The sequence below is a fragment of the Leifsonia sp. Ger2509 genome (assembly GCF_055231915.1).
The window spans coordinates 2,819,204-2,844,379 of record NZ_JBUYVB010000003.1 but is presented as its reverse complement, the minus strand read 5'-3'; the positions used below and the strand labels follow the sequence as shown (position 1 = coordinate 2,844,379).

Sequence of the window (25,176 nt, the reverse complement as noted above, 5' to 3'; positions counted from 1 at the left end):
CGAAACCATTCCTCTGACACGACCGATACAGGCCGCCGATGACAAAGCCGGGCCGGTCCCCTCAAGGATCGGCCCGGCCATGGATTGTCGGGCTCGGTGATTCAGCCGCTCAGATCAGGTGCTGCGGGTCCAGTCCCCACTTGGTCGCGAGCTTCGCGCTGATGCCTGCGTCCCGGACGGCTTTGAGCGCATCGATGAGCTTCTTGTTGATCGGCGCACCCTTGTTCGTGTATGCACCGATGGTGTTGTCGGTCGGGTATGCGTTAGGAACGGCCTTGAGCTTGTCGCCGGTCTTCTTGATCACGTCCGAGGTGGAGACGTCCGTCTGGAACGCGGCATCCGCCTTGCCGTTGAGGAGGTTCTGGACCACGTCCACACCCGCGTCGGTGCCGAGAGGCTCGACCGGCTTGAGGTGAGCCGCGGCCAGCTGGTTCTGGAGATCCGTGAGCTTCGGCTCGTCAGCGGACCCCGTCTGGTAGGCGAGCGTCTTACCGGAGAGGTCGGTGAGCGTGTGGATGGAGTTGTCGTTCTTGTGAACGAGCAGGGCGTAACCGGTCTTGATGTACGGCACCGGGCTGGCGGCCGCGCTGCGCGCGTCAGTGACATACAGGGACGACCAGGCGACGTCGCATCTCTGTGCGTTGAGGGCGGGGATGATGCCCTTCAGGCTGACCTCGACCGGAACGAACTCGAGGTGCAGCTGCTTCGCTACAGCCTTCGCGAGATCTACGTCGAATCCGACCGGGTTGCTGGTGTCGGTGCCTTGGTAGTACTCCATCGGAGCGTAGGCGGCGTTCATACATACGGTGAGCTTGCCGGGAGAGACGACTCCCCCGGCTCCGGATGCGCCGCTGGCCGGCGTCGAACTGCAGCCGGCAAGAGCTGTGATGGCCAGAAGGGCGATCGCAGTCGCGGCCGTCGAGGTGCGGATGAATCTACTCATGGGTGCTCCAAGGGTTGGATGTGATTGGTTGGGTTGGGTGGGTGGTGCGTATCAGGAGACGTGCTTGAGATAACGGCGGGCTTCAGCGCTTTCGGGCGCGTCGAAGAATTGGTCGGGCGCGGCGACTTCGACGATGCGTCCGGCATCGAACAAGGCGACCTCGTCGGCCACGCGACGGGCGAATCGGGTCTCGTGGGTGACGACGACCATGGTCATCCCTTCGGCGGCAAGCGACTCCATGACCGCCAGGACCTCGCCCACCAGCTCCGGATCGAGCGCAGACGTCGGTTCGTCGAAGAGCATCACGCGTGGTTCCATGACGAGTGCACGGGCGATCGCGACCCGCTGTTGCTGGCCACCCGACAACTCGGCGGGATATTGCCCGGAACGTCCTGCCAATCCGACGCGTTCAAGCATCGCCATCGCCTTCTCTCGCGCGTCTCGTCTCGACATGTGAAGGGCAAGAGTCAGGCCGCTTGCGACGTTGTCGACGGCGGTCAGATGGTTGAACAAGTTGAATCGCTGGAACACCATCCCGATCTCGCGGCGCTCCTTTGCGATCATGCGTTCCGGAAGCGGCTTTCCACGCGGGTCGACCCCGAGGACCCGTCCGTCCAGCAGCACCGTGCCGCTGTCGGCCGGCTCCAGGACGTTCATCAATCGGAGGATGGTCGACTTTCCCGAGCCAGAGGCTCCGAGGATGACCTTGACCTGCCCCGCATCGACACGGAAGCTCACACCGCCGAGCACGTCCAGGTCTCCGTACCGCTTGTAGAGGTCGACGGCCTCGAGCACCGGCCGGTTCATGCGTACGCCCTGCGCGGCAGCAACGACTTCTTCGTAGATTTCCATTGGAATCGCCTTTCGAACATCCACTGGGCAGCCATGAGAAGACTCACGATGACCAGGTAATAGACAGCTGCGGCCGAATAGAACTCGGCGTAGCGGAAGGTCCGCGACACGAAGATCCCAGCGATGGTCATGAGCTCTTTCAAAGAGATGACGCTGGCGAGCGACGTGTATTTCAGGACCGCGATGAATTCGTTGCTCGTGGGAGGGATCGCGGTCCGAATCGCTTGGGGCATCACCACACGGAACAGAGTCCATGCCGGCGTTATCCCGAGGGCTCGAGCCGCCAAGGGCTGACCCTCCTCGACGGCTTGCATGGCCGATCGGAGAATCTCGGCCATGTATGCGGCTTCGACGATGGTCATTCCGATGAAGCACGCGAGGAAGGGGTTGAACCAGCTCTCTCGGAACGCCGGCCACAGCTGGGGAGCCGCATTCCACACGACGAGAAAGATCAACAGGGTCGGTATGGCGCGAAAGAACCATACGTAGACCATTCCGAATCCACGCGCCAGTCCATTCTTCGACTGCCGCGCAAGGGCGATGAGGAAGCCCAGTACCGTCGCCCCTGCCATCGAACAGATCGCGAGACTCAGGGCCACCCAGGCGCCGGTCAGGTAATCGGTCGAGAGCAACGCCGACCAAAAAATATTGGGGTCGAATCCCATAAGTCCACTCCGACTCTTCGTTGAACGTGTGAATCACGCGACGGGCAAGGTCCCGAAGAAAGTTTCTTCAGACGAATCCTTTGTTGCGTGTTGGACAGCATAGGTCGGGGCGCCCACTCCGTCAACCCCGGATCATTCCGGCGCCGAGCCAGCCTCGGTGGGCACCGGAAACCGCTACCGTTGACGCATGCGTTCCATGCCCCTTGATCCAGCCGTCCGTCGCCTGAGCGTCGGCCCGAGGCTCCGCGCGGCGCGAAAAGCACGACAGCTGACAATCGACGAAGTCGCGGCGGTCACCGGTCTCACCAAGGGATTCCTCTCACGGGTCGAGCGGGACGTGACCTCGCTCAGCGTGTCGTCGCTCATCACGTTGTGCGACGTGCTCTCCATTCCCGTCGGCTCGTTGTTCGAGGAGCCGGATGTGCAACTCGTCCGCGCCGGCTCCGGGCCGCGGATCAACCTGGGCGGCGTCGAGACGGAGGAACGCCTGCTCTCCCCGCGCTCCGAGGGGCGGGTGCAAGTGATCCGTTCGCTGATCGAGGGCGGCGGCCACGGTGGCGACGAGTTATACGCCGTGGCTGCGGATGTCGATGTGCTGCATGTGCTGCGGGGACAGGTCGAGGTGCGTTTCTCCGGTGAGGAATGGCAGCTCGGCCCGGGCGACACACTGACCTTCAGCGGTCGTGAGCCGCATACCTGGCGGGTGCTCAGCGAAGACGGCGCCGAAGTGATCTGGGTACTCGTCCCCGCACTCTGGAGCGCCTGACCACAGCCTGAGAACCTGCCTGGCAGGTTGCGACGGCGGTGGACCACGTATAGCCTTACGCGACACTAAAGTTTTTCTCTGAACAACTTTTCGCACCAAGGAGGCTGCAGATGGCATCGCCCGACGGACCAATCGACTCGTCCCGGATCCCGCGTTACGCGGGCCCGGCCGGATTCGCGAGACTGCCCCGCCTCGATCAGGTGGCACACGCCGACATCGTCGTCGCGGGCGTCCCCTTCGACTCCGGCGTCTCCTATCGTTCGGGCGCTCGCTTCGGACCGACCCACATCCGGGAGGCGTCTCGGCTGCTCCGGCCATACAACCCGGCCCTGGATGTGTCGCCCTTCGAGATCACGCAGGTCGCGGATGCGGGCGACATCGCCGCCAACCCGTTCAACATCGGCGAGGCGATCGAGACCATCCAGGCCGCCGCCTACGACCTCACGGCAGACGGGACGCGCCTGGTCACCCTCGGCGGAGACCACACCATCTCACTCCCGCTGCTGCGGGCGGCAGCGGAGCGGCACGGCCCCGTCGCCCTCCTCCACTTCGATGCGCACCTGGACACCTGGGACACCTACTTCGGCGCTGAGTACACCCACGGCACCCCGTTTCGACGAGCGTTCGAAGAAGGAATCATCGACACCGAGGCGCTGAGCCACGTCGGCACCCGCGGACCCCTCTACGGCAAGAAGGACCTCGAGGACGACCGCCGGTTCGGTTTCGGGATCGTCACCAGCGCGGACGTGTACCGGCAGGGCGTCGACGAAGTGGTCGCCAAGCTGCGCGACCGCATCGGCGACCGACCTCTGTACATCTCGATCGACGTGGATGTGATGGATCCGGCGCACGCGCCCGGTACCGGCACTCCAGAGGCGGGAGGGATCACCAGTCGTGAGTTGCTGGAGATCCTGCGCGGATTCGCGGGACTCAACCTGATCGGCGCAGACGTTGTCGAGGTTGCCCCCGCATACGACCACGCCGACATCACCGGTGTCGCCGCATCCCACCTCGCCTACGACCTCGTCTCGTTGCTCGCGCTGAACCACGAGTCGGCGACGTCGTGACCATGCGCACAGGCGGCGACGTCGTCGTCGAGACCCTCACCGCGCTGGGCGCGCGCTACGTCTTCGGTATCCCGGGGCAGCACGCGCTCGGTCTGTTCGACGCGCTGCGACGCAGCCCCCTCACCTTCGTCAGCTCGAGGGTGGAGAACAACTCAGCATTCGGCGCCGACGGCTACTCCCGGGTCACCGGCGACGTCGGGGTGCTGTTCCTCTCGACCGGTCCGGGCGCACTGACCTCCCTCGGCGCACTACAGGAGGCGTACTCCACCGGGGTTCCGCTCGTCGTCGTGGCGAGTCAGGTGCCCCGGCGCGGGCTCGGCGGCACGCGGAACGGACTGCTGCACCAGCTCGACGACCAGCAGGCGAGCGCACGGAACGTGACGAAGTCGACGGCCCTCGTCCGGGATGCCGCCCACCTGCCCGCCGCCCTGGCCGATGCGTGGGCGCTCGCGCAGGCGGCGCCCTCCGGGCCGACCTGGGTGGAGGTTCCGGAGGATGTGCTGCTCGGTCCGGCGGATGTTCCGCCCGTACTCAGCGCACCCGCCGCATCGATGCCGTCGCGCGCGCCGCGGGCTGAACTTGTGGCGGAGGCGGCTCGAATGCTTTCCGGCGCCCGCCGCCCGGTCATCCTGGCGGGCGGCGGGGTCCGTCGCTCCCCCGGCGGCCCGGATGCACTGCGCCGGCTCGCCGAGGCGCTCGACGCACCCGTCGTCTCTACCGTCGGCGGCAAGGGCGCCCTCGACTTCGCCCACCCGCTCTCAGCCGCATCCTGGATCGAGGACCGGCACACCACTGAACTGCTCGAGCAGGCCGATGTGCTGCTCGCTGCCGGCACTGCGATCGGCGAGGTGACCAGCAACTACTTCACATTCACCCCGGGTGGTCGCCTCATTCAGGTGGATGCCGACCCGCGAGTGCTCGGCTCCAACTATCCGAGCCTCGGCATCCCGGCCGACGCAGGGCTCGCACTCGGCGCCATCGCAGACGCACTCAGCGGCCACGACCCGGCGGAGACGGTCGAGCGGCCGGGCGCGCAGGTCGCCGCCGAACTCCGCTCGCGCGTCGAGGCTCGCCTCGCCGGCCAAGACAGGGACGCAGAGCGGAAGCTGATGGCCGATCTGCGCGCCGCCGTGCCGTCCGATGTGCACACGTTCTGGGACATGACGATCGCAGCCTACTGGGCGTGGTCGGCGTGGGACCCGCAGGACGGCGGGTTCCACTCCGCTCAAGGCTCGGGCGGGTTGGGATTCGCTTTCCCGGCTGCGCTAGCCGCGGCCGTCGGCTCCGGCCGACGCACGCTCGCAGTCAGCGGCGACGGCGGCGCCCTCTACTCGATCGCCGAGTTGGCGGCCGCTCGCCAGCACGACGCCGATGTCACCTGGCTGATCATCGATGACGGCGGCTACGGCATCCTCCGCGAGTACATGACCGAGGAGTTCGGCGAGGCGACAGCCACCGAGCTGGCCCGCCCGGATTTCGTCGACCTCGCCCGCTCGTTCGGCGTACCGGCTGAGCGCGTGGACGCGGACTCGGTCGGCGAGGCCGTCGCCGCGAGCTTCGAGCGCCGCGGTCCGCTCGTCCTGGTCCTTCCCGCTCTGCTGCGGATGTTCGCACCCACCCATCTCTGATCCACAACCCATACTCTCTCAACGCAAAGGAGCGTTTTTCATGGACATCGCCATCGTTGTCATCTACCTAGCCGCGATGGTCGGCTTCGGATTCTGGGGCCGCTCCAGAACGAAGAATTCGGCGGACTTTCTGGTCGCCGGTCGCCGGCTCGGCCCGACTCTCTATACGGGGACGATGGCAGCCGTCGTGCTCGGCGGCGCATCCACCGTGGGCGGCGTAGGCCTCGGCTACAAATTCGGCATCTCGGGCATGTGGTTGGTCATCGCCATCGCCGTCGGTCTGCTGCTGCTCAGCCTGCTCTTCGCCGGACGCATCCAGAAGCTGCGGGTCTACACCGTCGCCCAGATGCTGCACCTGCGCTACGGCGTCAATGCCACCAGCGCCTCCGGCATCGTGATGATGGCGTACACCCTCATGCTCTCCGTGACCTCGACCATCGCCTACGCAACGATCTTCAACGTGCTCTTCGGCACCGACCAGACAGTTTCGGTCATCATCGGCGGCGCGATCGTGATGCTGTACTCCTCCATCGGCGGCATGTGGTCGATCACGATCACCGACATGGTCCAGTTCATCCTGAAGACCATCGGAGTCTTCTTCCTCATGCTGCCATTCGCCTGGATCCACGCCGGCGGCTACGAAGGCATCGTGAAACGTGTCGGCGCTTCCCACTTCGCACTCGGTGCGATCGGCGCGGACACCATCGTGACCTTCTTCGTGGTGTACACGTTCGGAATGCTGATCGGGCAGGACATCTGGCAGCGCGTCTTTACTGCGCGCACGCCCCGCGTGGCCAAATGGGGTGGCACGACGGCAGCGCTCTATTGCGTGCTCTACGGCATCGCCGGCGCTCTGATCGGTACGGCGGCGGCCTCTTTCCTTCCGGACATCGCCAACAAGAACGACGTCTACGCCACGGTCGCCGAGACGATCCTGCCCGTCGGTGTGGCGGGTCTCGTGCTCGCCGCCGCGGTGGCCGCGATGATGTCGACCGCGTCAGGCGCCCTCATCGCTTCGGCCACGGTCGCGCGTGCAGACGTCGTCCCGCTGCTGCTGCGTCTCATCGGCCGCCGGCCGGCAGCGGTGTCCTCAGACAACCCCGAACACGACCTGCGCTCGAACCGTCTCTACGTCATCGTGCTCGGTGTGGTGGTGATCTGCATCGCCGCTCTGCTCAACGACGTCGTCGGCGCGCTGACGGTGGCGTACGACATCCTGGTCGGCGGTCTGCTCATCCCCATCCTCGGCGGTTTCGTCTGGCGGCGCGCAACCGGTGCGGGCGCACTCTGGGCCATGGGCACCGGAACGGTAGCCACACTCGCCACGATGATCGCGCTCGGCGACGTTCTGGCCAACCCGCCGATCTACGTTGGGCTGGCTGTCAGCCTGGTCGCGTACATCGTCGCCAGCCTGCTGTCCCCCCGCACGCCTGCCCCGGTCCTGCAACGCTGGGATGCGCGGCTCCGTGGGACCGCTGAGCCGGCCGCCGACGCGGAGATCAATGACCCGGACGCGGCCATCAATTCTCCGGCCTGACTCCGCCTCGAACACAACCTCGTCACGCAAAGGATCCCGTTCATGCAGTACGCAGTTACCAATCCCGCGACCGGTCAGACGGTTCGGACGTTCGATCCCATCAGCGACACCGGCCTCGAGGCGGCGATCGAAGGTGCCGATGACGCCTACCGGAACTGGGGACGCACGACCACCGTCGAGGAACGGGCCGCGCTGGTGCGCCGCGTGGGCGAGCTCCATGAGGAACGGAAAGGCGAGCTCGCGAGGATCATCGTCGAGGAGATGGGCAAGCCCATCGAGCAGGCCGTCGCCGAAGTGGAGTTCGCGGGAGCGATCTACAAGTACTACGCAGATCACTCGGCCGAATTCCTGAAAGACGAACCGATCACCCTGCTCGACGGCGAGGGCTCCGCGGTCGTCCGTCGTTCGGCGTTGGGCGTGCTGCTCGGCATCATGCCGTGGAACTTCCCCTACTACCAGGTCGCCCGGTTCGCCGCCCCGAATCTGATCATCGGTAACACGATCCTGCTCAAGCATGCAGAGCAGTGCCCGGAGTCGGCAGCGGCGATCGAGCGGATGTTCCTCGACGCCGGCTTCCTGCAGGGTTCGTATGTGAACATCTATGCGTCACACGATCAGATCGAGACGGTGATCGCCGACCCCAGGGTGCACGGGGTTTCGCTGACCGGCTCGGAGCGTGCCGGTGCCGCCGTGGCAGAGATCGCCGGCCGCAACCTGAAGAAGGTCGTTCTGGAACTGGGCGGCTCCGATCCGTTCATCCTCTTGTCGACGGCGGATCTGGATGCCACCGTGCAGGACGCGGTGGATGCGCGCCTGGACAACAGTGGCCAGTCATGCAACGCGGCCAAGCGATTCATCGTCGCCGACGACCTGTACGAGGACTTCCTGGCCAGGTTCACGGCCAGGCTCGCCGAGGTGGATGCCGGCGACCCGACCTCGCCAGGTTCGGCACTCGGGCCGCTTTCCTCGCTGCGGGCGGCGGAGGGGCTGGACGAGCAGGTTCAGCGCGCGGTCGCGAACGGTGCGACCCTGGTGCGTGGCGGCGGGCGCGATGGTGCGTTCTTCGAGACGACGGTGCTCACCGACGTGACGCCGGAGAACCCGGCGTCGAAAGAGGAGTTCTTCGGGCCTGTCGCCCAGGTGTTCCGGGCAAAGGACGAGGTGGATGCGATACGCATCGCCAACGACACCCCGTTCGGGCTGGGCTCCTACCTCTACACGACCGACCGCGAGCAGGCCATGCGAGTGGCCGACCAGATCGAGGCTGGCATGGTTTTCGTCAACGTCGTGCTCGCCGACGGCGCCGAACTACCGTTCGGCGGCGTGAAGCGCTCCGGTTCCGGTCGCGAGCTCGGCCGGTTCGGCGCCGACGAGTTCGTCAACAAGAAGCTCATCCGCATCGCCTAGGACGCTGGCTCATGTGGGGGTCGGTCATACCACGATCCAGCGGGCTGACCACTACGAGTGCCCCATGCGACGGCCGCCCCGCCGCGCCTCTGACCCATGAGACGCGTCCCAAGGGACTCACGGCGAGTGGCCGCCGGCTACGTTAACCCAATGTTATGTCAGGACATCTCTGACAATCGGTCCTGACACTTCTCCTCGATGTTCGAGGCGCAGCGTCAGTACCGATAGGTTCGCACCATGACCGACACTCCTGTCACCGGCCGGTTTCGGCCGAAGGTGCTGGTCGTTACCCTGACGATCGTCGTCGGTTTCGCGGGCTGCATCGCTTTGGCCTACGTGCTGCTGAACCCGGCGCCTCGAGGCCCGGTCCCCGGTGCCTTCGCGCCGATGTCGACGGTCGCCCACACGTACATCGAGGCCGCGAAACATCAGGACTGCGGAATGACCCGCGCGCTCACCACAGCCAACACCTGGGCGTGGTGCGACGACCCGCGACTGATCTCGTACAAGACGGTGAGCCGGGCGGGCGACGACGGGGAATGCATCGACTACATGATCACGATCACCGCAAGCAGCGACGGATCCATGGAGGCGGGCACCGAGCCGTGGTCGTTGTGTTTCCGGCAGACGAAGTCGGGGTGGCGGCTGTGGGACCAAGGTCAGGGCTAGACGGTGGGAATCGACGAATACGTGTCCATTCGGCGCGCCACGATCGACGATGCAACTGAATTGAGGCTCATCGCACGGGCCGCCTACATGAAGTACGTTCCGTTGATTGGACGCGAGCCGGCGCCGATGCTGGCCGACTACGCCGAGCTGATCGAAACGTGTCGGGTCTGGATCGTCGATCGTGCAGGTCAGCCGATCGGCTTCGTCGTGACGCGACATATGCCGGGATTCCTGCTTCTCGAGAACGTCGCTGTCGCACCTGACGCTCAGGGCGGTGGAATCGGCGCCTTACTGCTTGCGCGAGCAGAGCTCGACGCGATCGAGTCGCATCGCAGCGAGATCCGCCTATACACGAACGTGGCCATGACCGCGAACCTGGCCTACTATCCGCGGCATGGCTACGTCGAGACGCATCGGACTGTGGACGACGGCTACCAACGGGTCTTCTTCAGGAAGGCGCTTAGGTAATTGATGAATTCCACCGAGCGGGGTTGCAGAAGGAAATCGCCACGCGCGTAGATGTGCCGATGGTCGCGGGGTCGCCGGTGCGGTTCGAGTGCGAGTATCTGAACACCGTCCGGTTGCCCGGAGGCGGAAATCGGGGCACCGTCGACGTGGTCTTCGCGCGGGTGGTCGGCGTCCACATCGATGACGACGCTCTCACTGATGACGGACAGCTCGACGTCGTGCGGATCCGTCCGATCGCTCGGATGGGCTATTTCGAGTACACCTCGGTCGAGTCGGTGTTCGAGATGGTCTCCCCGGCGATGCGAGACTGCTCGCCGGGCTCGAGGGTTCGGCAGTGAAGAACCGCGCGCAATCGGCCTGACGGACAGGATCCCGTCGCACCCGAGAAACTCCCACCCGAGATCAGGGCGCTCCGTGTCGTCATCCCTGGCGCTGCTCCCCTCCCGTCGATCTCATGCGCCGACTGCCTCGTCGCTTTCGGCTGCAGCTTCCGCTTCGGCCTCCGCGGCAGCATTTCGGATTCCGCGCGGGCGACCACTGCGGACCCAGACGAAATAGAGAACGCCCGCGACGACGAGCGCCGCCACCAGACTGACAATGGGTGTCACTCGGGAGAGATTTGCGACCAACGTGAAGGCGACGACGATCGCGCCGACGACATTGAGGCAGAACGAGCCGATGCGCCGAGCGCGCCACGAGAAGACAGCCATGGCAAGCAGCCCGGAGAGGAAGCTGAGGAAGACGGACACCGCGTAGAAGAGAACCAGTTCTTGGTCGTTGCCCCCGGCGACCGCGGTAACGATCGCGGCGATGACAAGAAAGACGACGACGCCCCAGTACGGCGTGTGGTGGCGGTTCGTCCGGCCGAGAGGCGCGGGCAGGATCCCGGCCGGGTCACCCAGCGTCGACGGCCGGCGGGCCAAGGATTTCAACAGACCCGGGCCCGCTTGGAACGACGAACTGGCAGCTGACAGGAGCAGGAGCGCCGTCACGAGTTGGAACGCCGCGAAGAGTGGTTGCGGCGCCGCCACCCGTGCGAGTTCGGCGATCTGGGTCGACTCGGCCGGTGGGATGCCGACCTGGAGCCGGGTTGCTTCCCAGGCCAAGCCGAGGGTGATGGTTCCGACGATGGCGAGGGTGAGCCACAACGTGATCTGGCCGAAACGCCGGCGCCCATCATTGTCGAGCTGCCCGAGCTGCGCGATCGCCGACGATGGCGCCTCGACTCCCGTTGCGAGCGCCATCGCCACCGGGAACGCGAGCAGCACGGCCAACGGCGCCGAGCGCCCAGTAGTGTTCGTGATCGTCCCCGTCGGATGCGGACTCGCAAACAGGCCAAAGGCGAGAACCGCGACCGCGACCACGATGAAGGCGATCGTGAGGACGGCGAAGAGCAGCCGCCCGAGATGGCCGAACCATGTAAGGCCGCCGACGATGAGCACGAGCACAAGGGCAAGCGGGAGACGTAGCGGAGCCAGGGCCGGAAAGTACGCGATGATCGCCGACGCGCCCGCCGACACGCTGATCGCGATTGTCAGCACGAAATCGACGACGAGCGCCCCGATCGGGATGAACGCCCACCCGTCACCGAACGCCTCCCCCACGGCCGCCGACGCTCCGCCACCCTGCGGGTACCGGGCGATCAGTTGCCGGTAGTTCACGATCACCAACGCGATGATCGCCACGACCAGGGCCATCGTCGGGACGAGGAGCGCAAGGTCTCCGTGCAGTGCTCGCAGTGCAGCCTCAACCGCATACGCGACGGAGGAGACCGGGTCGGCCATCACCGCGAATGCGAACGCCAGCAGAAGCAACGGTCCGGACGAGAGCGAACGGCGGGTAGCGGTCACCCGGCTCACACTACCCAGTGCCGCCGCCCCCGACGAGAGACTGCAGCAGGTATCGGAGTTGTTCGGCGGTGAAGGCGCCGGCGTGCCGGATCACCACCGTTCCGTGCGGATCGAGAATCACCGTGTAAGGGAGTCCTGTTATCCGGTACCGGCCTGCGATCGTGCCCGATTCGTCCGAGGCGAGAGGGTGGCTGACCCCTGCCATCCCTGCGAATTCGCTGCCCGCAGCGGCGCTGTCCGATACGTCGACTCCGAGGAAGCGCACCTGATGGCCCAGCTGCGCATAGACACTTTGGATGGCGGGAAGCTCACCGACGCAGGCTGAACAGGTGCTCGCCCAGAAGTTCAGGACTGTGTAACGGCCAGGATCTTTGGGGACACCAAGGCGCGCCGCGCCGCGAAGCGAGGGAAGGACGAACGGTTGAGGGTCGCTTCCGATCGCGGCCGCTCCGGTGTTTGAGTCGACCGCGTCGGTGACGTGGCCGACAGTCCCCCGCTGACTGGTCGGAAGCAGGTCGACCGCCGTCTGAGCCATCGCCTGGCCGAACGCGGCTGTGTTCGCGGAATCGGTCCCGAACTCCCCGAGCTCTGATTCGTATCCGTGCGGGTTGATGAAGAAGATCTCCGTCCCATGAACCACAGACTTCTCTGAGTCGTTCTTCTCGATCGGCACTCCATATGCCAGTGCGACAGCGGCAAGACTCGAGGCGTCGCCGGTGTCGAATGACCAATTCGCGGCGTCACTCAACCCATGCTGATTCGTCCACAAACGCACCGACGCGACGTCGGGAGAATACGGATTGGCGTTGATCGAGACAAAGGCGACGTCTTTCACGCGAGCGCCGAGGACCTTGTTCGCCTGCACCACGTCTTGAGCGAGGAGCGTGCAGAGGTCCTTGCATTGGTCGTCATTGAAGGTCAACACGACCGCGCGACCGGCGAACGAGGCGAGATCGACGTGGCGACCGTGCTGATCGGTGAGCGAGAAGTTCGGGGCCCGGAGCAGCGGTTTCTCGAGCACATCCAGCTGGATCAGGGTTGCGGCCGCGGCGTCGACGCCTGGCACTGTTTGCGTCGTCGACGTCGCTGAACTGCTGTGCGGCACGAGAGCGTCGAACACGACGAATGTGAAAGCGATCAGCACCGTCACCGCTGCGGCGAGCCAGATCAGCCAACTTCGGCTCCGGCGACGCGTTTCAGATCTCATTCGATTCGTGTTCCCTTCATCCGGGTCGACGTACGGCGACCGATAGCGGCGGCGAGGAGCGCGGTCACGACGATGAGGACGAGTAGTCCCCCGATGACCAGGGGCGAAGAGTCCACAATGCCGCTGAGCCAGCCCTGTACGGCGTCCGGTACGACCGCCACGGCCGGTGCACGGGTCGGGGCGAACGCCACCTGGGACCAGTAGACGACGAGGTAGACACCGACAGCGAACATCAGGGTCGAACCGATCGTCGGCACGGCCCGCGAGAACCGGCCGAGAATGCGCACCGACTCGGCGCCGACCAGCGAGGCGACGACGCTTGCGCCGAGCACGAGCGCTCCCATGCCGAGAGAGTATGCGAGGAGGGCCTGGGCACCCGCTATGAGTCCTCCCCCGAACGACCCGGCGACACCCGACACGAACAGCGGAAGACCGCAACTCAACGAAGCGACCGCGTAGGCCACCCCGTATCCTGCGATGGCCACCAATCCCCGGCCTTCCTTGAATCGGATGGTCGGAACCGGCAACCGCACAGAGTGTCGCAGAACCCCGAGAAACCCGACCACAGCCATTGCGACTCCGAACGGGATCATGACGAACGGCGTCCACCCGCCGATCACGTGGAAGCCGGCCGCAAGTGGAAGCCCCACAAACAGAAAGACAGCGATGAACGCGACAGTCATCGTCACGCCGGCGAGAAGCGCCCGCCGCAGCCGGACACCGACTGTGCCCGCCTCCCCCTCGCCCAGGAAGAGCGCGAGATAGGCGGGCAGGAGCGGAAATCCGCAGGGATTGAGAGCCGCGACCAAGCCCAGGGTGAACGCATACACGACGGGTGACTGTATGTTCATCGCCCCGCCTCGGAGTCACGAGATGCAAGGTCGGCGAGGTAGGCGTTGTAGGCCTCCCGGTCCGCGTCACCGTTCGCATAAGCAGCACGGTCGGAGCGGCGCTCATGTCGGGTCTCGGCGGATTGCCACTGCATGAAGAGCACCCCCAGCACAACGAGGGTCGGCAGCTCGGTGAAAGCCCACGCGATGCCCCCACCGAGAATCTGGTCGCTGATCGGCGCAATGTTCCAGCCCGCGATGGGGATCGCATAGAAGTGCACGATCAATCCAACCGACATCATCACCACCACCCCGAAGAACGCGTGGAACGGCACAGTGACAACCAGTTCGAAGATCCGCTGCACCGGACGGCTCAGCTGACGAACCCCCTTGGATCCACGACGCGGCGACGGGTCGATGCCGAGCAGGCCCCAGAAATAGAGGAACCCGATCGCGAGGAAGTGCAGCAGCATCAGGTTGTGTCCCCACATCGTACCCATCAGGTAGTCGAAAGCCGGGGTGAAATAGAGCCCGTAGAGGCTCATCAGGAACAGTGCGACAGTGACGACCGGATGGGTGACTACGATCGCGAACCTGCTGTGCAGGAATCGGAGCAACAGCGAACGCAGGGAGGATTTCCTCTGCCCTGCGGGGAGAGCGCGAAGGGCCAGAGTGATGGGAGCACCGAGGACCAGGAAGATCGGCGCCAGCATCGAGAGCACCATGTGCTGCACCATGTGTGCGCTGAACAGCTCCATCCCATACCCGTCGATGCCTGTCGCCGTCATCGAGAGGATCACCACGACGCCGGCGGTCCACCAGATCATGCGGGCGCCAGGCCATCCATCCCCGCGCAGCCTCAACCGGATGACGCCCGCCGCATACAGTGCAAGCAGAACGATTGCCAGGAATGGGAGGATCGGAACCGGCTGCAGGTGGATCGCTGCCAACCGGGCGAAATCCGGGGGCTGCATCGGCATCCACATCATCCCGGTCATCGAGTGCACGGGTGACGTGCCGTCGCCCGTGGGCGACGACGCCAATAGCCGGAGCTGGTCAGAGACCAAGTGTGAGCAGGTCCTCCGGGGTGGGCTCGCCGGCCGCTTCCGAGAACAGGTCGAGAGCGGCCACGATGGACTGCTGCTGGTCGGGAGTCAGCGCCGACAGTATCGCGGCAACCTGCCGCCGTCGCTTCTCTGTCACGTGCCCGACGAGCTGTCTTCCATGGGCGGTCAAGTCGATGAGAACTTCGCGCCGGCTCTCCGGGCTCTCCTTGCGCGACACCCAGCCGTTGTCGCTCATCCGATCGATCGTTCGGCTGAACGTCGATGGCACGGCGCCGACCCGCGCAGCGAGGGCACCCATTCGCAGCGGCCCGGACCCGGCCAGAACGACCAGCACCCGAAACTGAGGGAGCGTGACCACGTCCAAGGCGTCTGCGACGGAACGGGCCACGATTCCGAGCAATGCCCGGGATGCTCGGAGCGTCGCCTCTGTCGCCTCGCTCGGAAAGCCCGACAGGTCGCCTTCAGGGTTCGGATGTTCGGTCATCAGCACTCCGTTTGATCAATGCATGTTTGCAACTGTTGCAATAGTACACATGAGGTGCATACTTGACTCACGACCAGCCAGAAGGACGAATCGATGAGAGCCATCGTTGTGGGTGCCGGCATCGCCGGCCTGGTGGCGGCCCGACAACTCGGACTCGCCGGCTGGGAGGTCGACGTGCTCGAGAAGTCGCCCGGCCCGCGCTCCGACGGCTACATGATGGACTTCTTCGGCCCCGGGGTCGCAGCATCTGAGCGCATCGGGCTCTACCAGCGGCTCGCCGAGGTCTCCTACCAGGTGACGTCCGCTGACTACGTCGACTCGAATGACCGGGTCATGTCGCGGCTCGACTACGACCAGTTCTCGCGAGCCGCAGGCGGCAGGGTCCTGAGCCTCATGCGTCCCGACATGGAGACGACCGCGCTCGCGGCACTCGACGATGTCCCGCCCGGTCGCGTTCGCGTGCACTACGACTCGGCGGTCACCCGAGCCTCGGAGGATTCGAGCGGCGCTTCTGTCGAGGTCGGAAGCGCGCAGGTCGTGGCCTACGACGGGGATGTTCTGATCGGTGCAGATGGAATCCATTCCGAGATCCGCGCTCAGCTCTTCGGCGCCGAGCCGGATTTCCTGCGCCCGCTGGGGATGCGGGCAGCCGCGTACATCGCCGAATCCGCCGAGTTGAACGCCCTCTTCAGCGGCAGGTTCGTGTTGACGGACAGCCTCGACCGGATGGCGGGAATGTACGGCCTGCGCGCGGGCATGGTCGCCGCGTTCCTCGTCTACCGCGACGACGTGACAATCAGCGGCGATCATCGCGCAGGCAGCCGCGAGCGGCTTCGCGAACACTTCAGTGGACTCGGCGACACCGTCGATCGGCTTCTGGCGTTGTGCCCCGAGAACCCCTATGACGACGTCGTCGCCCAGATCGTCATGCCCACCTGGCATCGCGAGCGCACGATACTTGTCGGGGATGCGTCCGGTGCCGTGTCACTTCTGGCCGGGCAGGGCGGCTCGCTCGCCATCGCGGGCGGGGCACTTCTCGGAGACGTGCTCGGTCCGGTCCCCTCTTTAGCTGATATCGGAAGTGCTCTGGCCGAATTCGAGACGAGGTGGCGACCGGTCGTGGAGGCGGCGCAGGTCTCGGGCAGGAAGGCCGCCGCATCCTTCCTCCCTTCGAAGAACTGGCAGCGACTCGCCCGGCGTTGGGTCATCCGCGCGGCCGGCCTCCCGATCATCGACCGCCTCGCCGCACAACAGATCGTAAAACGCATCGCGTCGTGATCGAGTGCGGGTCGCCGGGAGCGCGTGAACAAGGTGAGCTCGGCCCGCGACGACGCCAGCCTTCGCCCGCGGGGCCCAATGGCCACGAATCGTGAACTGCACTCACACTTGGCGTGCACAGAGGTGTTTCATAGGAGGCGGAACGTAGGCGGCCTCGCCTCAGGGGTGCCGCCTCAGCTCTCACATGATATGGAGGCAGTCCTTATGTTCAAACGCTTCATCGTTCTCGCCACGATCGCCGCATTCGCGATAGCCGGAACCGCGATCCCGTCCGGCGCCGCGCTTGCGGCTCCCGGCGGGTCGTCGAACGGGCATCCATCGACCATACCCGGAGGGTTCAAGCACCTCGTCGTGATCTACGAGGAGAACCACTCGTTCGACAACCTGTACGGCGGGTGGGGTTCGGTGAACGGCCACGCCGTCAACGGCACACAGAGCGTCGCCCAGGTCGCCCAGGACGGCACACCCTTCGGCTGTCTGCCGCAGGTCGACGTGAACCTGACGTCGCCGCCCCTCTCCTCCACGTGCACGGACGCGGCTCACGGCATCCCTGCGAGCCACTTCACGAATCACACGTTCACGATCGACGACTACATCTCGCCGACCGACACCACCTGTCCGCCGGCTGTGCCCGGCACGCCCTTCAAGCCGAATGGATGGCTCAAAGGAACCGGCGCGCCCGGTGGATGCACGAGAGACCTCGTCCACCGCTTCTACCAGGAGCAGTACCAGCAGGATGGCGGCAAGATGGACCGGTACACGACCGGTTCGGATGCCGTGGGCCTCACCCAGGGCCAGTACGCGACGACGCAACTGCCGATCTACCAGTATCTGCACTCGACCGGCGCTCCGAAGTACGTCATCGCCGACGACTTCTTCCAGGCGGCGTTCGGCGGCTCATTCCTCAACCACCAGTGGCTGATCGCGGCCCGCACTCCGTTGGACACGACCACTACGGTCAACAACTCGGTGCTCGACGCGAACGGGATGCCGACCAGCTACCCGCAATACACGGCCACGGGCCCGGTCAAGGACACGCAGTGGACCCAAGCGTGTGCCGGTGGCGGGAACGACTATGCGGCCGCGTGCGGCAACTTCGCTGTCAACACCATCCAGCCGTCCTCGGCCCCGCACGGAGGAGGAGCGCAACTGCCACTCATCGACGACACGAAGTACCCGAACATCGGCGACCGTATGACCGCTGCGGGGATCTCGTGGAACTGGTACGCGGGCGGTTGGAATGACGCCGTCGCTGGACACCCCGGTGTGAACTTCCAGTACCACCACCAGCCGTTCAACTACTTCGCCGCCTACGCTCCCGGACAGCCGGGAAGGGCGCATCTGCAGGACGAAACAGCGTTCATCGCCGCAGCGAAGAGCGGATCGCTTCCGACGGTCAGCTTCGTCAAGCCGTACGGTGACGAGAACGAGCACCCCGGATACGCGAGCGAGCCGGACGGCAGCGACCACCTCGTCGACCTGTTGAAGACCATCACGAGCGGGCCGGACGCCAAGAACACTCTGGTGGTCGTGACGTACGACGAATTCGGTGGGCAGGCTGACCACGTGGCGCCACCGGTCGTGGACAAGTGGGGGCCGGGGACCCGCGTGCCCGCCCTCCTCGTCAGCGCGAAGTTCGAGACATCCGGTGTCGATCACACGCAGTACGACACCACGTCGATCATGGCCACCATCGAGAAGGCGTTCCACCTCGCGCCGCTCGGCACGCGCGATGCGAAGGTGAACCCGCTGTTCACCGGGATCCGCACGGGTCTTGACGACTGAGTCCTGAAGTGAGCGGATGCCCTCGGCCGTCCAGTCGAGGGCATCCGCTCACCTATGTCCCGGGCGATCCCCTTGGAGGTCGCGCTAGTCATCGCCTCAATTCGCCGGCGGCGAAGAGCAGAGCGATCGCCGCGCTCGCGATGGCTGCGCGCCGCCGCTTCGCGTCGATCGCCGCCAATCCGACCATGCTCAGAGCATGGGCGATGTCGACAACGCCACCCGCCCGATGGAGTCGCCCTGCGCTCGCCGCCGTCAGGACGCCCTGCACGACATGCCTGACTCCGAGGATCCGGATGGTGATGCGTAGCCGTTTGTCGGTCGCCCGGCCGAGTGCCGCCCCCGAAACGACATCGGGAGAACCGAGTTCGAGAAGTCCGTAAAGCACCCGTAGCACTTCGAGGAACATCAGTGGGCGCCCCCGCTCTTCGACCTCATGACCGGACTTCATCCGGAATTCCACAATCTTCGAACATCGAATTCTCCTCGCAAAGAATCTTCTGAGCCGTGCCTTCCAAGCAAAGGCCTTGAAACGAGGAGCTTTCTAGGGGTTGACGGCGCGGTGGACGAGCCCAGTGTTCACTTCAGCACAGCGGGATCGGGTCGTGTTTGCGGAAGCCCTCCCAGTCGCTGACCGAACGGACTCGCCGCCGATGACCTCAGTTCTCGCCGTGTCGACACACCGAGCTTTGTGAATACTTTGCTGAGGTGCCATTCGACCGTTCGCGGGCTGAGGAAGAGCTGCGCTCCGATCTCCGGATTGCTCCGACCCTCTGCTGCCAGCCGAGCGATGAGTGCCTCCTGGGGTGTCAGCAGGTTCGAGGTGTCGGCCGAGCGCGCGCGAACCGTTTCGCCCGTCGCCGCGAGCTCGTTACGAGTTCGGTCCGCGAACCCCGTCATGCCCGCGTCGTCGAAGAACGCGAGAGCCAGGCGCAGCTGCTCGCGCGCGTCTCTCCGACGCCCGACGCGTCGCAACCATTCACCGTAGACAAGATGAGAGCGGGCGGTCGCGACGCCGACCTGAGCGCGTTCGAGGAGTACGCCTGCTTCCTCATACAACGCTTCGGCGCGCTCGTCCTCACAGAGCAGCGCACGACACTTGGCGAGGGTCCCGAGCGACCAGTCGGTGTTGCTGGCCAGTGCGATGTCGGCCAGCCGTGCCAGAGCGGCCTGGGCGCGCTGCGCCATTCCGCAGCGCACCGCTGCCTCGATGAGCTCCGGATACACCCACGTCGACAGTCCGACCTCGAGGGGATGCTCCGCAGCTTGCTCAGCCGAGGCCAGTGCCTCCTCGTAGCGCCCGTAGCTGTTCAGGAAGACAGCACTGATCAACTCCGTCCCCGTCACGAACAGCCCCTCCCCGCGCGCTGATACGTCGCGACTGCTCGACTCGAGGAGTGCACGAGCCTCGGATTCGCTGCCGCTCCAGGCTGCACGCAGGAACGCGATGTGCGGGCTGAGCGCCGTACCTGTCGCGGCCGCAACGGCGTCTGCCTCGGCCTGCAGAGCGAGCGCGGCCGCGAGGTCGCCGCTGAACAGCTCGACGGTGAATCGCTCGGTGAGGGCCATCGACAACATCGCGAGCGCCCCATTGGACCGCGCCAGCCGGACATTCCGGTCCGTCAACTCGAACCAGGCGGCGGAATCGCCGATGGCTCGCGCCGCGCGCGAAGCCGGCCAGAGCCATTGCAGCGCGTCCTCATCGGGCAACGCACCGTCTCTCATCGCCGTCACGGCGGACCGGAGTTTCAGGATGCCGTTCGCGTATCCGCTGGTGACGACCTTCGCCAGCCCATCCAAGAGCATCGTGCACGGCGACGCGGGATCGCCGGCGTCGGTGAAACGCGCGCCTTCGATCGCCCGAGCGACGTCTTCGACCGCGCCCCCGTCCCTCGCCATCCGGCCGGCGAACAGAGCCGCGGCGAACGCATCCAGATAGGTCGCGCGCGCCACCCGCGCGTCCAGCCGCTCGTATCTCCTCGCGGCGCGAAGCAGTAACGCGGGAGCTTCGCGCCCTCGCGCCGATGTGAAGGAGAATTCGGCCTTCAGCAACTCCGCCCGCGCGTCATCATGTTCGCTGAGGGGGCCGGCCACGGCTATCGCCAGCAGCGATGACACGCCATCGGAAGTTCCCCCCTGCAACCGCGCATTGGCCGCATCCAGCGCCCGACGCGCGCGCGGTCCCGGATCCGGACTGAGCTCCATCGCACGGGTGAGGAAAGCGCCGGCGGCTGCCCATCCGCCCCTGGCACGGGCACCCTCGGCGCAGCGCTCGAGCTCGTCGGCGATCGCCTCGTCGACACCGCTCGCCGCCTCCGCCCGATGCCAGGCGGCGTAGTCCGGATCAGCGGGGCCGAGCGACTCTGCGAGGAGCGCGTGCGTTCTCTTCCGGTCGCTCTCGGATGCTGCGCGATACGCTGCCGAGCGCATCAGCGGATGGCGGAACACGACATGCGCACCGACGTCGAGGAAGCCGGCATCCTGCGCCGGCACGACGGCGTCAGGTGGAATTCCCACCCGTTCGGCTGCCCTCCAGAGGAGCGCGGCGTCACCCGACGGGTCGGCGGCCGCAATCAGGATGAGCTGTCGTGTCGGTTCGGGCAGCCGCGCGAGGCGTCGCGCGAACTCCCGCTCCAGCCGACCGGTGAGGGGTCCGGGGTGTTCTGCCGAGACGGCTCCGAGCCCGCGCCATGACGTGTCGAGGTCGCGCGGGAGCTCGAGCAGGGCGAGTGGATTGCCATGAGCCTCATCGACGATGCGATCCCTTACTCGCTGGTCCAGGGGTCCCACCATCACCGAGTTCAACAGCGCGACCGCGTCTGCCTCAGCAAGACCTCGCAGTCGGAGCACCGGAAGCCCGTCGAACACCGGGGCCTCCTGCTGGTCCGCATCCTCGGTCGCATCCGTCGAGTCGGTCCGATCGCGGAGGACGAACACCATCGCGATCCGCTCAGCCGAGATCCGTCGCGCGACGAAGGTGAGCGCCTGTGCTGACGCGGTATCGATCCACTGGGCGTCGTCGATGGCACAGAGCAATGGCCGCTGCTCCGCCGCCTCGGCGAAGAGTCCGAGTACCGCGAGCCCGAGCAGGAACCGATCCGGGGCCACCCCGGTCCGCAGTCCGAACGCTGTGCCGAGCGCGTCCTGCTGAGGCTGAGGCAACCGCCCCATCCCGCCGAGGAACGGAACGCACAGTCGCTGGAGCACCGCGTAGGCCAGTTCGACCTCCGACTCGACGCCGGTCGCGCGCGTGATCGCGAAGCCGTCGGCTCGGTTCACGAGCTGATCGAGAAGGGCCGTCTTGCCGACACCGGGCTCACCACGCAGCACCAGCACCTCGCTGTGCCCCGACCCCGCGGCGGTCAGAAGCCCGTCGAGCTGTTCGCGCTCCTCACGCCTGCCCAGCAGCACGTGAGGAGATTCCTGACCCTCCATGGTCGATTCACCGCCCGATCCGATGGTACGGAAAAACGGCACGGGTGGGCAAGAGTGCGCCCTCCGGGGGATCCCGCCCGGGCATCGACCCGGGGGTTCCCCGGGCGCGAGCACACGCTGCGGCGACGAGCATTGCTGGCATCAACAACGAGATCTCTAGAAAGGGGATCGATCATGAACACCACAAGCACCACCGCTTCCGCCTCCACCGCCCGCTCGGCCTTCGGAATCGGAGTGGAACTCCACGACGGCTACGCCCGGGTCGGCGACGACATCACGCTGCACTACGTCGAGGCCGGCACCGGCCCGCTGGTGCTCCTCCTGCACGGCTTCCCGGACTTCTGGTTCGGCTGGCGCGAGCAGATCGCCCCGCTCGTGAACGCCGGGTACCGCGTCGTGGCACCCGACCTGCGCGGCTACAACCTCTCGTCCAAGCCGGAGGACTACGTCGACTACACCGCAGACAAGCCGGCCTTGGACATCAGCAGGCTCATCCCAGCACTCGGCAGCAAGACAGCCACCGTGATCGGCCACGACTGGGGCGGATCGATCGGCTGGAGCCTGGCGATGAACCACCCCGAGGTGGTCGAGCGGCTCGTCATCCTCAATGCGGCACACCCGCGCAAGCTGAACGAGGGGCTCAAGAGCCCACGGCAACTCGAGCGCAGCTGGTACTTCTTCTATTTCCAGCTGAAGGGCACCCCGGAACGGCACGCCGCGAAGAATGACTGGGCGTTCTTCGCCCGGTTCTTCCGCGACGCACAGCCGTCCTTCACGGATGAGGAACTGGACCAGTACCGCACGGCCTGGTCGCAGCCGGGCGCGGCGAAAGGAATGATCGACTACTACCGTGCGGCCGTGCGGTTGGGCTCGAAGCAGAAGGTGCTCACGATCGCTGCGCCCACCCTCGTGATCTGGGGGCAGCAGGACCGTTTTCTCGGCGCCGACCTGGCGGAACCGCACCCGGAGGACGTGCCGAACCTGGTCGCGGTCGAGCGCTTGGAGAACGCTTCGCACTGGGTGCACCACGACGAGGGCGAGCGGGTCAACGAACTGCTCATCGGCTTCCTCGCGGAGCACTGATCAGCCGCTGCCGGGATCGACGATCCCGTCGGCAGACCACCGAACGGCAAAGCGGGCGGTGCTTCGGCATCGCCCGCTTCGTGTTGACCCGTTCCTTTCATCCGCGTCGTGCGTCAACCGCGTCGTGCGCGCGCCGCACATAGCGGCGCGCCGTCACACACGTTCGAGCACCCCGTGGCGGCTCACGGTGCCCGCGGCCCAGGTGCGGTAGCCGCCGTCGAGGTTGACGACGTCGCGGCCGTGTTGCGAGAGGATGCGCGCGGCCGTGTGACCGCGCTGCCCGACCTCGCAGTGCACCACGAGCGGGCCAGGCGGCAACTCGGAGAGCCGCTCCCGGAGTTCGTCGACAGGGATATTGAGTGAGCCCGGAATCGAGCCCTCGGCATGCTCGTGCGGGGCTCGCACGTCGATGAGGGCCGCGCCCGAGTCGAGCACCGTCTCGAGCTCGTGCCATTGGATCGCACGTGTCGCCGCTTCGCGGAGGTTGTCGGCGACATAACCCAGCTGGTTCACGGGATCCTTGGCGGAACCGAACTGCGGTGCGTAGGCGAGTTCGAGTCGCGACAGGCCGGATGCGGTGATCCCGCCGGCCATTGCGACCGCGATGACGTCGATGCGCTTGTCGACACCTTCGCCGCCGACGACCTGGGCCCCAAGGATCATGTCGGTCGCCGGGTCGACGAGCAGCTTCATCGACATCGGCTGCGCACCCGGGTAGTAGGTGGCGTGCGAGGTCGGGTGGGTGTGGATGATGCGGTGGGCGCGGCCCGCGGCGACGAGTTGCCGCTCACTCCAGCCGACCTTGGCGGCGACCGTGTCGAAGACCTTCACGATGGCCGTGCCGAGCGCGGGCGTGGTGGGCTCGGAGCGACCGGCGATCGCATCCGCCACCGAGCGCCCGTGGCGGTTGGCGAGGCCGGCCATCGTGATCAGCGCATCGTCGCCCGACACGGCGTCGACTTTCTCGACGCCGTCCCCGACGGCATGGATGTAAGGGTCGCTGGTGCGATTGCCTCCGTCGACCGCGATCCCGCCCGTGGGACCGAGCCGCAGCCCAGCGGCGCGGGCGAGGTCGACATTCGGGACGACGCCGGACGCGTCGACGATGAAGGCGGCCCGCACCGTGCCACCGTCGTCGAGGAGCACCTCGCTCCCGACCACCCTGTCGATGGTGACCGACGTGCGCACGTCGACTCCGTGCCGCCGCAACTCTGCCTCCAAAGGAACCACCATCTCGGCGTCGAGCGGGCTGAGGATGTGCGGACCGCGTTGGACGAGCGTCACCCGTATACCCCGGCGCGCAAGGTTCTCGACGGCTTCGAGGCCGATGAAACCTCCTCCGACGACGAGCACGGTCGGGTCGTCGCCGGCCGCCTGCAGCAGCACGCCGATCGCGTCCACATCCTCGACGGTGCGGAGCGTACGTGTCGGGATGCCCCCGTGACCGGCCGCTTCGCGCGCTGACGCGCCGACGGCCAGGACGAGTTCGTCATAGGACTCGACGATCGATTCGCCACCGGCGAGGTCGAGCACCGTGACCGTGCGGCGGATCGGGTCGATGCCGATCACCTCGTGGCCGGTGCGCACATCCAACCGGAACCGCGCCGCCAGCGACGTCGGCGTCTGCAGCAGCAGCGCCGAGCGGTCGCGGATCACTCCGCCGACGTAGTACGGCAGCCCGCAATTCGCATACGAGACATAGGGACCACGCTCGAACACGACGATCTCGGCCGATTCATCCAGCCGGCGCAAGCGGGTCGCTGCCGACATCCCACCGGCGACACCGCCGACGATGACCGTCTTCATGATGGATTCCTTCCGGGAAGCTGGTTTTGTATACCCCCACCCGTATCGTACTATACCGGTAGGGGTATTCAGTTCGCCCCTCGAAAGGACACGTCATGTGCTACCCCGTCAACTGCAAGGTCTGCGGCAAGACCACCTGGGCCGGCTGCGGCCAACATGTCTGGGATGTGCGCAAGAGCGTGCGCGCAGACCAGTGGTGCAATGGCCACACTGCCGCCGAGGAGGCTGCCGCTTCTGGTGGCGGATTCTTCGGGCGCCTGTTCAGAAGAAGCTGATGGGCCAGGCGCATCCGCGACCCGGACGCGCGAACAGCGACAGCACCGCATTCGTGAACGACCCGCTATACCCTGGA

The 25,176-nt window shown here is 66.0% G+C and carries 22 protein-coding genes; 11 read left to right on the top strand and 11 right to left on the bottom strand.

Annotated elements, in window-relative coordinates; translation table 11 throughout:
- Positions 1–109: 109 nt before the first annotated feature.
- The 3 genes from ACV7NN_RS13755 to ACV7NN_RS13745 are packed head-to-tail and all read right to left on the bottom strand — an operon-like array spanning position 110 to position 2,460.
- A complete protein-coding gene (locus ACV7NN_RS13755) occupies positions 110–943 on the bottom strand; it encodes a transporter substrate-binding domain-containing protein (protein WP_463350136.1) in 834 nt (277 codons plus the stop codon).
- 51 nt (positions 944–994) lie between these two features.
- The gene (locus ACV7NN_RS13750; RefSeq protein ID WP_463350135.1) at positions 995–1,795 is read right to left on the bottom strand and encodes an amino acid ABC transporter ATP-binding protein; all 801 of its coding nucleotides are present in this window, start codon (positions 1,793–1,795) and stop codon (positions 995–997) included.
- Positions 1,747–2,460: an amino acid ABC transporter permease gene (locus tag ACV7NN_RS13745; RefSeq protein ID WP_463350134.1), complete on the bottom strand. Its 714-nt coding sequence runs from the start codon at positions 2,458–2,460 to the stop codon at positions 1,747–1,749. Before ACV7NN_RS13745 ends, ACV7NN_RS13750 begins: the two co-directional genes overlap by 49 nt.
- 187 nt (positions 2,461–2,647) lie before the next feature.
- On the opposite strand from ACV7NN_RS13745, the gene ACV7NN_RS13740 reads away from it, so the two are divergent.
- From ACV7NN_RS13740 to ACV7NN_RS13705, 8 genes are all read left to right on the top strand, one after another.
- On the top strand, positions 2,648–3,226 hold the full coding sequence (locus ACV7NN_RS13740; RefSeq protein WP_463350133.1) for a helix-turn-helix domain-containing protein: 579 nt from the start codon (positions 2,648–2,650) through the stop codon (positions 3,224–3,226).
- Positions 3,227–3,336: 110 nt separating this feature from the next.
- Positions 3,337–4,293 carry an agmatinase gene (gene speB, locus ACV7NN_RS13735; protein ID WP_463350132.1) on the top strand — a complete coding sequence of 319 codons (957 nt, stop codon included), beginning with the start codon at positions 3,337–3,339 and terminating at the stop codon, positions 4,291–4,293.
- 2 nt (positions 4,294–4,295) lie between these two features.
- Entirely contained in the window at positions 4,296–5,921 is a 1,626-nt protein-coding gene (locus tag ACV7NN_RS13730) for a thiamine pyrophosphate-binding protein (protein ID WP_463351298.1), read from the top strand.
- A gap of 40 nt (positions 5,922–5,961) precedes the next feature.
- Positions 5,962–7,458 (top strand): sodium:solute symporter family protein, encoded by a 1,497-nt coding sequence (locus ACV7NN_RS13725; protein WP_463350131.1) that lies wholly within the window; start codon positions 5,962–5,964, stop codon positions 7,456–7,458.
- A gap of 42 nt (positions 7,459–7,500) precedes the next feature.
- A complete protein-coding gene (locus ACV7NN_RS13720) occupies positions 7,501–8,865 on the top strand; it encodes an NAD-dependent succinate-semialdehyde dehydrogenase (RefSeq protein WP_463350130.1) in 1,365 nt (454 codons plus the stop codon).
- Positions 8,866–9,102: 237 nt separating this feature from the next.
- Positions 9,103–9,534: a hypothetical protein gene (locus ACV7NN_RS13715; protein ID WP_463350129.1), complete on the top strand. Its 432-nt coding sequence runs from the start codon at positions 9,103–9,105 to the stop codon at positions 9,532–9,534.
- A gap of 3 nt (positions 9,535–9,537) precedes the next feature.
- Positions 9,538–10,002 carry a GNAT family N-acetyltransferase gene (locus ACV7NN_RS13710; protein WP_463350128.1) on the top strand — a complete coding sequence of 155 codons (465 nt, stop codon included), beginning with the start codon at positions 9,538–9,540 and terminating at the stop codon, positions 10,000–10,002.
- Positions 10,003–10,025: 23 nt separating this feature from the next.
- Positions 10,026–10,340, top strand: a complete 315-nt coding sequence (locus ACV7NN_RS13705) for a hypothetical protein (protein ID WP_463350127.1) — start codon at positions 10,026–10,028, stop codon at positions 10,338–10,340.
- A gap of 114 nt (positions 10,341–10,454) precedes the next feature.
- Here the strand turns inward: ACV7NN_RS13705 and ACV7NN_RS13700 are convergent, their stop codons facing one another.
- The 5 genes from ACV7NN_RS13700 to ACV7NN_RS13680 are packed head-to-tail and all read right to left on the bottom strand — an operon-like array spanning position 10,455 to position 15,440.
- On the bottom strand, positions 10,455–11,852 hold the full coding sequence (locus ACV7NN_RS13700) for an APC family permease (protein ID WP_463350126.1): 1,398 nt from the start codon (positions 11,850–11,852) through the stop codon (positions 10,455–10,457).
- A gap of 10 nt (positions 11,853–11,862) precedes the next feature.
- Positions 11,863–13,059: a redoxin domain-containing protein gene (locus ACV7NN_RS13695; protein WP_463350125.1), complete on the bottom strand. Its 1,197-nt coding sequence runs from the start codon at positions 13,057–13,059 to the stop codon at positions 11,863–11,865.
- Entirely contained in the window at positions 13,056–13,910 is an 855-nt protein-coding gene (locus ACV7NN_RS13690) for a cytochrome c biogenesis CcdA family protein (RefSeq protein ID WP_463350124.1), read from the bottom strand. The genes ACV7NN_RS13695 and ACV7NN_RS13690 overlap by 4 nt, the downstream gene beginning before the upstream one ends.
- Positions 13,907–14,956, bottom strand: a complete 1,050-nt coding sequence (locus tag ACV7NN_RS13685; RefSeq protein ID WP_463350123.1) for a cytochrome c oxidase assembly protein — start codon at positions 14,954–14,956, stop codon at positions 13,907–13,909. Before ACV7NN_RS13685 ends, ACV7NN_RS13690 begins: the two co-directional genes overlap by 4 nt.
- Positions 14,946–15,440: a MarR family winged helix-turn-helix transcriptional regulator gene (locus ACV7NN_RS13680; RefSeq protein ID WP_463350122.1), complete on the bottom strand. Its 495-nt coding sequence runs from the start codon at positions 15,438–15,440 to the stop codon at positions 14,946–14,948. The genes ACV7NN_RS13685 and ACV7NN_RS13680 overlap by 11 nt, the downstream gene beginning before the upstream one ends.
- Positions 15,441–15,533: 93 nt before the next feature.
- Here ACV7NN_RS13680 and ACV7NN_RS13675 point away from each other — a divergent pair, with 93 nt between their 5' ends.
- Positions 15,534–16,718, top strand: a complete 1,185-nt coding sequence (locus ACV7NN_RS13675) for an FAD-dependent monooxygenase (RefSeq protein ID WP_463350121.1) — start codon at positions 15,534–15,536, stop codon at positions 16,716–16,718.
- Positions 16,719–16,922: 204 nt separating this feature from the next.
- Positions 16,923–18,503: an alkaline phosphatase family protein gene (locus tag ACV7NN_RS13670; RefSeq protein WP_463350120.1), complete on the top strand. Its 1,581-nt coding sequence runs from the start codon at positions 16,923–16,925 to the stop codon at positions 18,501–18,503.
- A gap of 88 nt (positions 18,504–18,591) precedes the next feature.
- Here ACV7NN_RS13670 and ACV7NN_RS13665 read toward each other — a convergent pair whose 3' ends face one another.
- Complete coding sequence (locus ACV7NN_RS13665; RefSeq protein WP_463350119.1) at positions 18,592–18,951, bottom strand: hypothetical protein; 360 nt, start codon at positions 18,949–18,951, stop codon at positions 18,592–18,594.
- A 128-nt stretch (positions 18,952–19,079) separates the two neighbouring features.
- On the bottom strand, positions 19,080–21,935 hold the full coding sequence (locus tag ACV7NN_RS13660; RefSeq protein WP_463350118.1) for an AAA family ATPase: 2,856 nt from the start codon (positions 21,933–21,935) through the stop codon (positions 19,080–19,082).
- Positions 21,936–22,109: 174 nt separating this feature from the next.
- On the opposite strand from ACV7NN_RS13660, the gene ACV7NN_RS13655 reads away from it, so the two are divergent.
- On the top strand, positions 22,110–23,018 hold the full coding sequence (locus tag ACV7NN_RS13655) for an alpha/beta fold hydrolase (protein WP_463350117.1): 909 nt from the start codon (positions 22,110–22,112) through the stop codon (positions 23,016–23,018).
- A 153-nt stretch (positions 23,019–23,171) separates the two neighbouring features.
- Here ACV7NN_RS13655 and ACV7NN_RS13650 read toward each other — a convergent pair whose 3' ends face one another.
- Positions 23,172–24,824, bottom strand: a complete 1,653-nt coding sequence (locus ACV7NN_RS13650; protein ID WP_463350116.1) for an FAD-dependent oxidoreductase — start codon at positions 24,822–24,824, stop codon at positions 23,172–23,174.
- Positions 24,825–25,176 lie beyond the last annotated feature (352 nt).

Excerpts from the sequence above, each read along its gene's own strand:
- ACV7NN_RS13755 (WP_463350136.1), bottom strand. The coding sequence starts at position 943 with ATGAGTAGATTCATCCGCACCTCGACGGCCGCGACTGCGATCGCCCTT.
- ACV7NN_RS13750 (WP_463350135.1), bottom strand. The coding sequence starts at position 1,795 with ATGGAAATCTACGAAGAAGTCGTTGCTGCCGCGCAGGGCGTACGCATG.
- ACV7NN_RS13745 (WP_463350134.1), bottom strand. The coding sequence starts at position 2,460 with ATGGGATTCGACCCCAATATTTTTTGGTCGGCGTTGCTCTCGACCGAT.
- ACV7NN_RS13740 (WP_463350133.1), top strand. The coding sequence starts at position 2,648 with ATGCGTTCCATGCCCCTTGATCCAGCCGTCCGTCGCCTGAGCGTCGGC.
- speB (WP_463350132.1), top strand. The coding sequence starts at position 3,337 with ATGGCATCGCCCGACGGACCAATCGACTCGTCCCGGATCCCGCGTTAC.
- ACV7NN_RS13730 (WP_463351298.1), top strand. The coding sequence starts at position 4,296 with ATGCGCACAGGCGGCGACGTCGTCGTCGAGACCCTCACCGCGCTGGGC.
- ACV7NN_RS13725 (WP_463350131.1), top strand. The coding sequence starts at position 5,962 with ATGGACATCGCCATCGTTGTCATCTACCTAGCCGCGATGGTCGGCTTC.
- ACV7NN_RS13720 (WP_463350130.1), top strand. The coding sequence starts at position 7,501 with ATGCAGTACGCAGTTACCAATCCCGCGACCGGTCAGACGGTTCGGACG.
- ACV7NN_RS13715 (WP_463350129.1), top strand. The coding sequence starts at position 9,103 with ATGACCGACACTCCTGTCACCGGCCGGTTTCGGCCGAAGGTGCTGGTC.
- ACV7NN_RS13695 (WP_463350125.1), bottom strand. The coding sequence starts at position 13,059 with ATGAGATCTGAAACGCGTCGCCGGAGCCGAAGTTGGCTGATCTGGCTC.
- ACV7NN_RS13690 (WP_463350124.1), bottom strand. The coding sequence starts at position 13,910 with ATGAACATACAGTCACCCGTCGTGTATGCGTTCACCCTGGGCTTGGTC.
- ACV7NN_RS13680 (WP_463350122.1), bottom strand. The coding sequence starts at position 15,440 with ATGACCGAACATCCGAACCCTGAAGGCGACCTGTCGGGCTTTCCGAGC.
- ACV7NN_RS13675 (WP_463350121.1), top strand. The coding sequence starts at position 15,534 with ATGAGAGCCATCGTTGTGGGTGCCGGCATCGCCGGCCTGGTGGCGGCC.
- ACV7NN_RS13670 (WP_463350120.1), top strand. The coding sequence starts at position 16,923 with ATGTTCAAACGCTTCATCGTTCTCGCCACGATCGCCGCATTCGCGATA.
- ACV7NN_RS13665 (WP_463350119.1), bottom strand. The coding sequence starts at position 18,951 with ATGAAGTCCGGTCATGAGGTCGAAGAGCGGGGGCGCCCACTGATGTTC.
- ACV7NN_RS13660 (WP_463350118.1), bottom strand. The coding sequence starts at position 21,935 with ATGGAGGGTCAGGAATCTCCTCACGTGCTGCTGGGCAGGCGTGAGGAG.
- ACV7NN_RS13655 (WP_463350117.1), top strand. The coding sequence starts at position 22,110 with ATGAACACCACAAGCACCACCGCTTCCGCCTCCACCGCCCGCTCGGCC.
- ACV7NN_RS13650 (WP_463350116.1), bottom strand. The coding sequence starts at position 24,824 with ATGAAGACGGTCATCGTCGGCGGTGTCGCCGGTGGGATGTCGGCAGCG.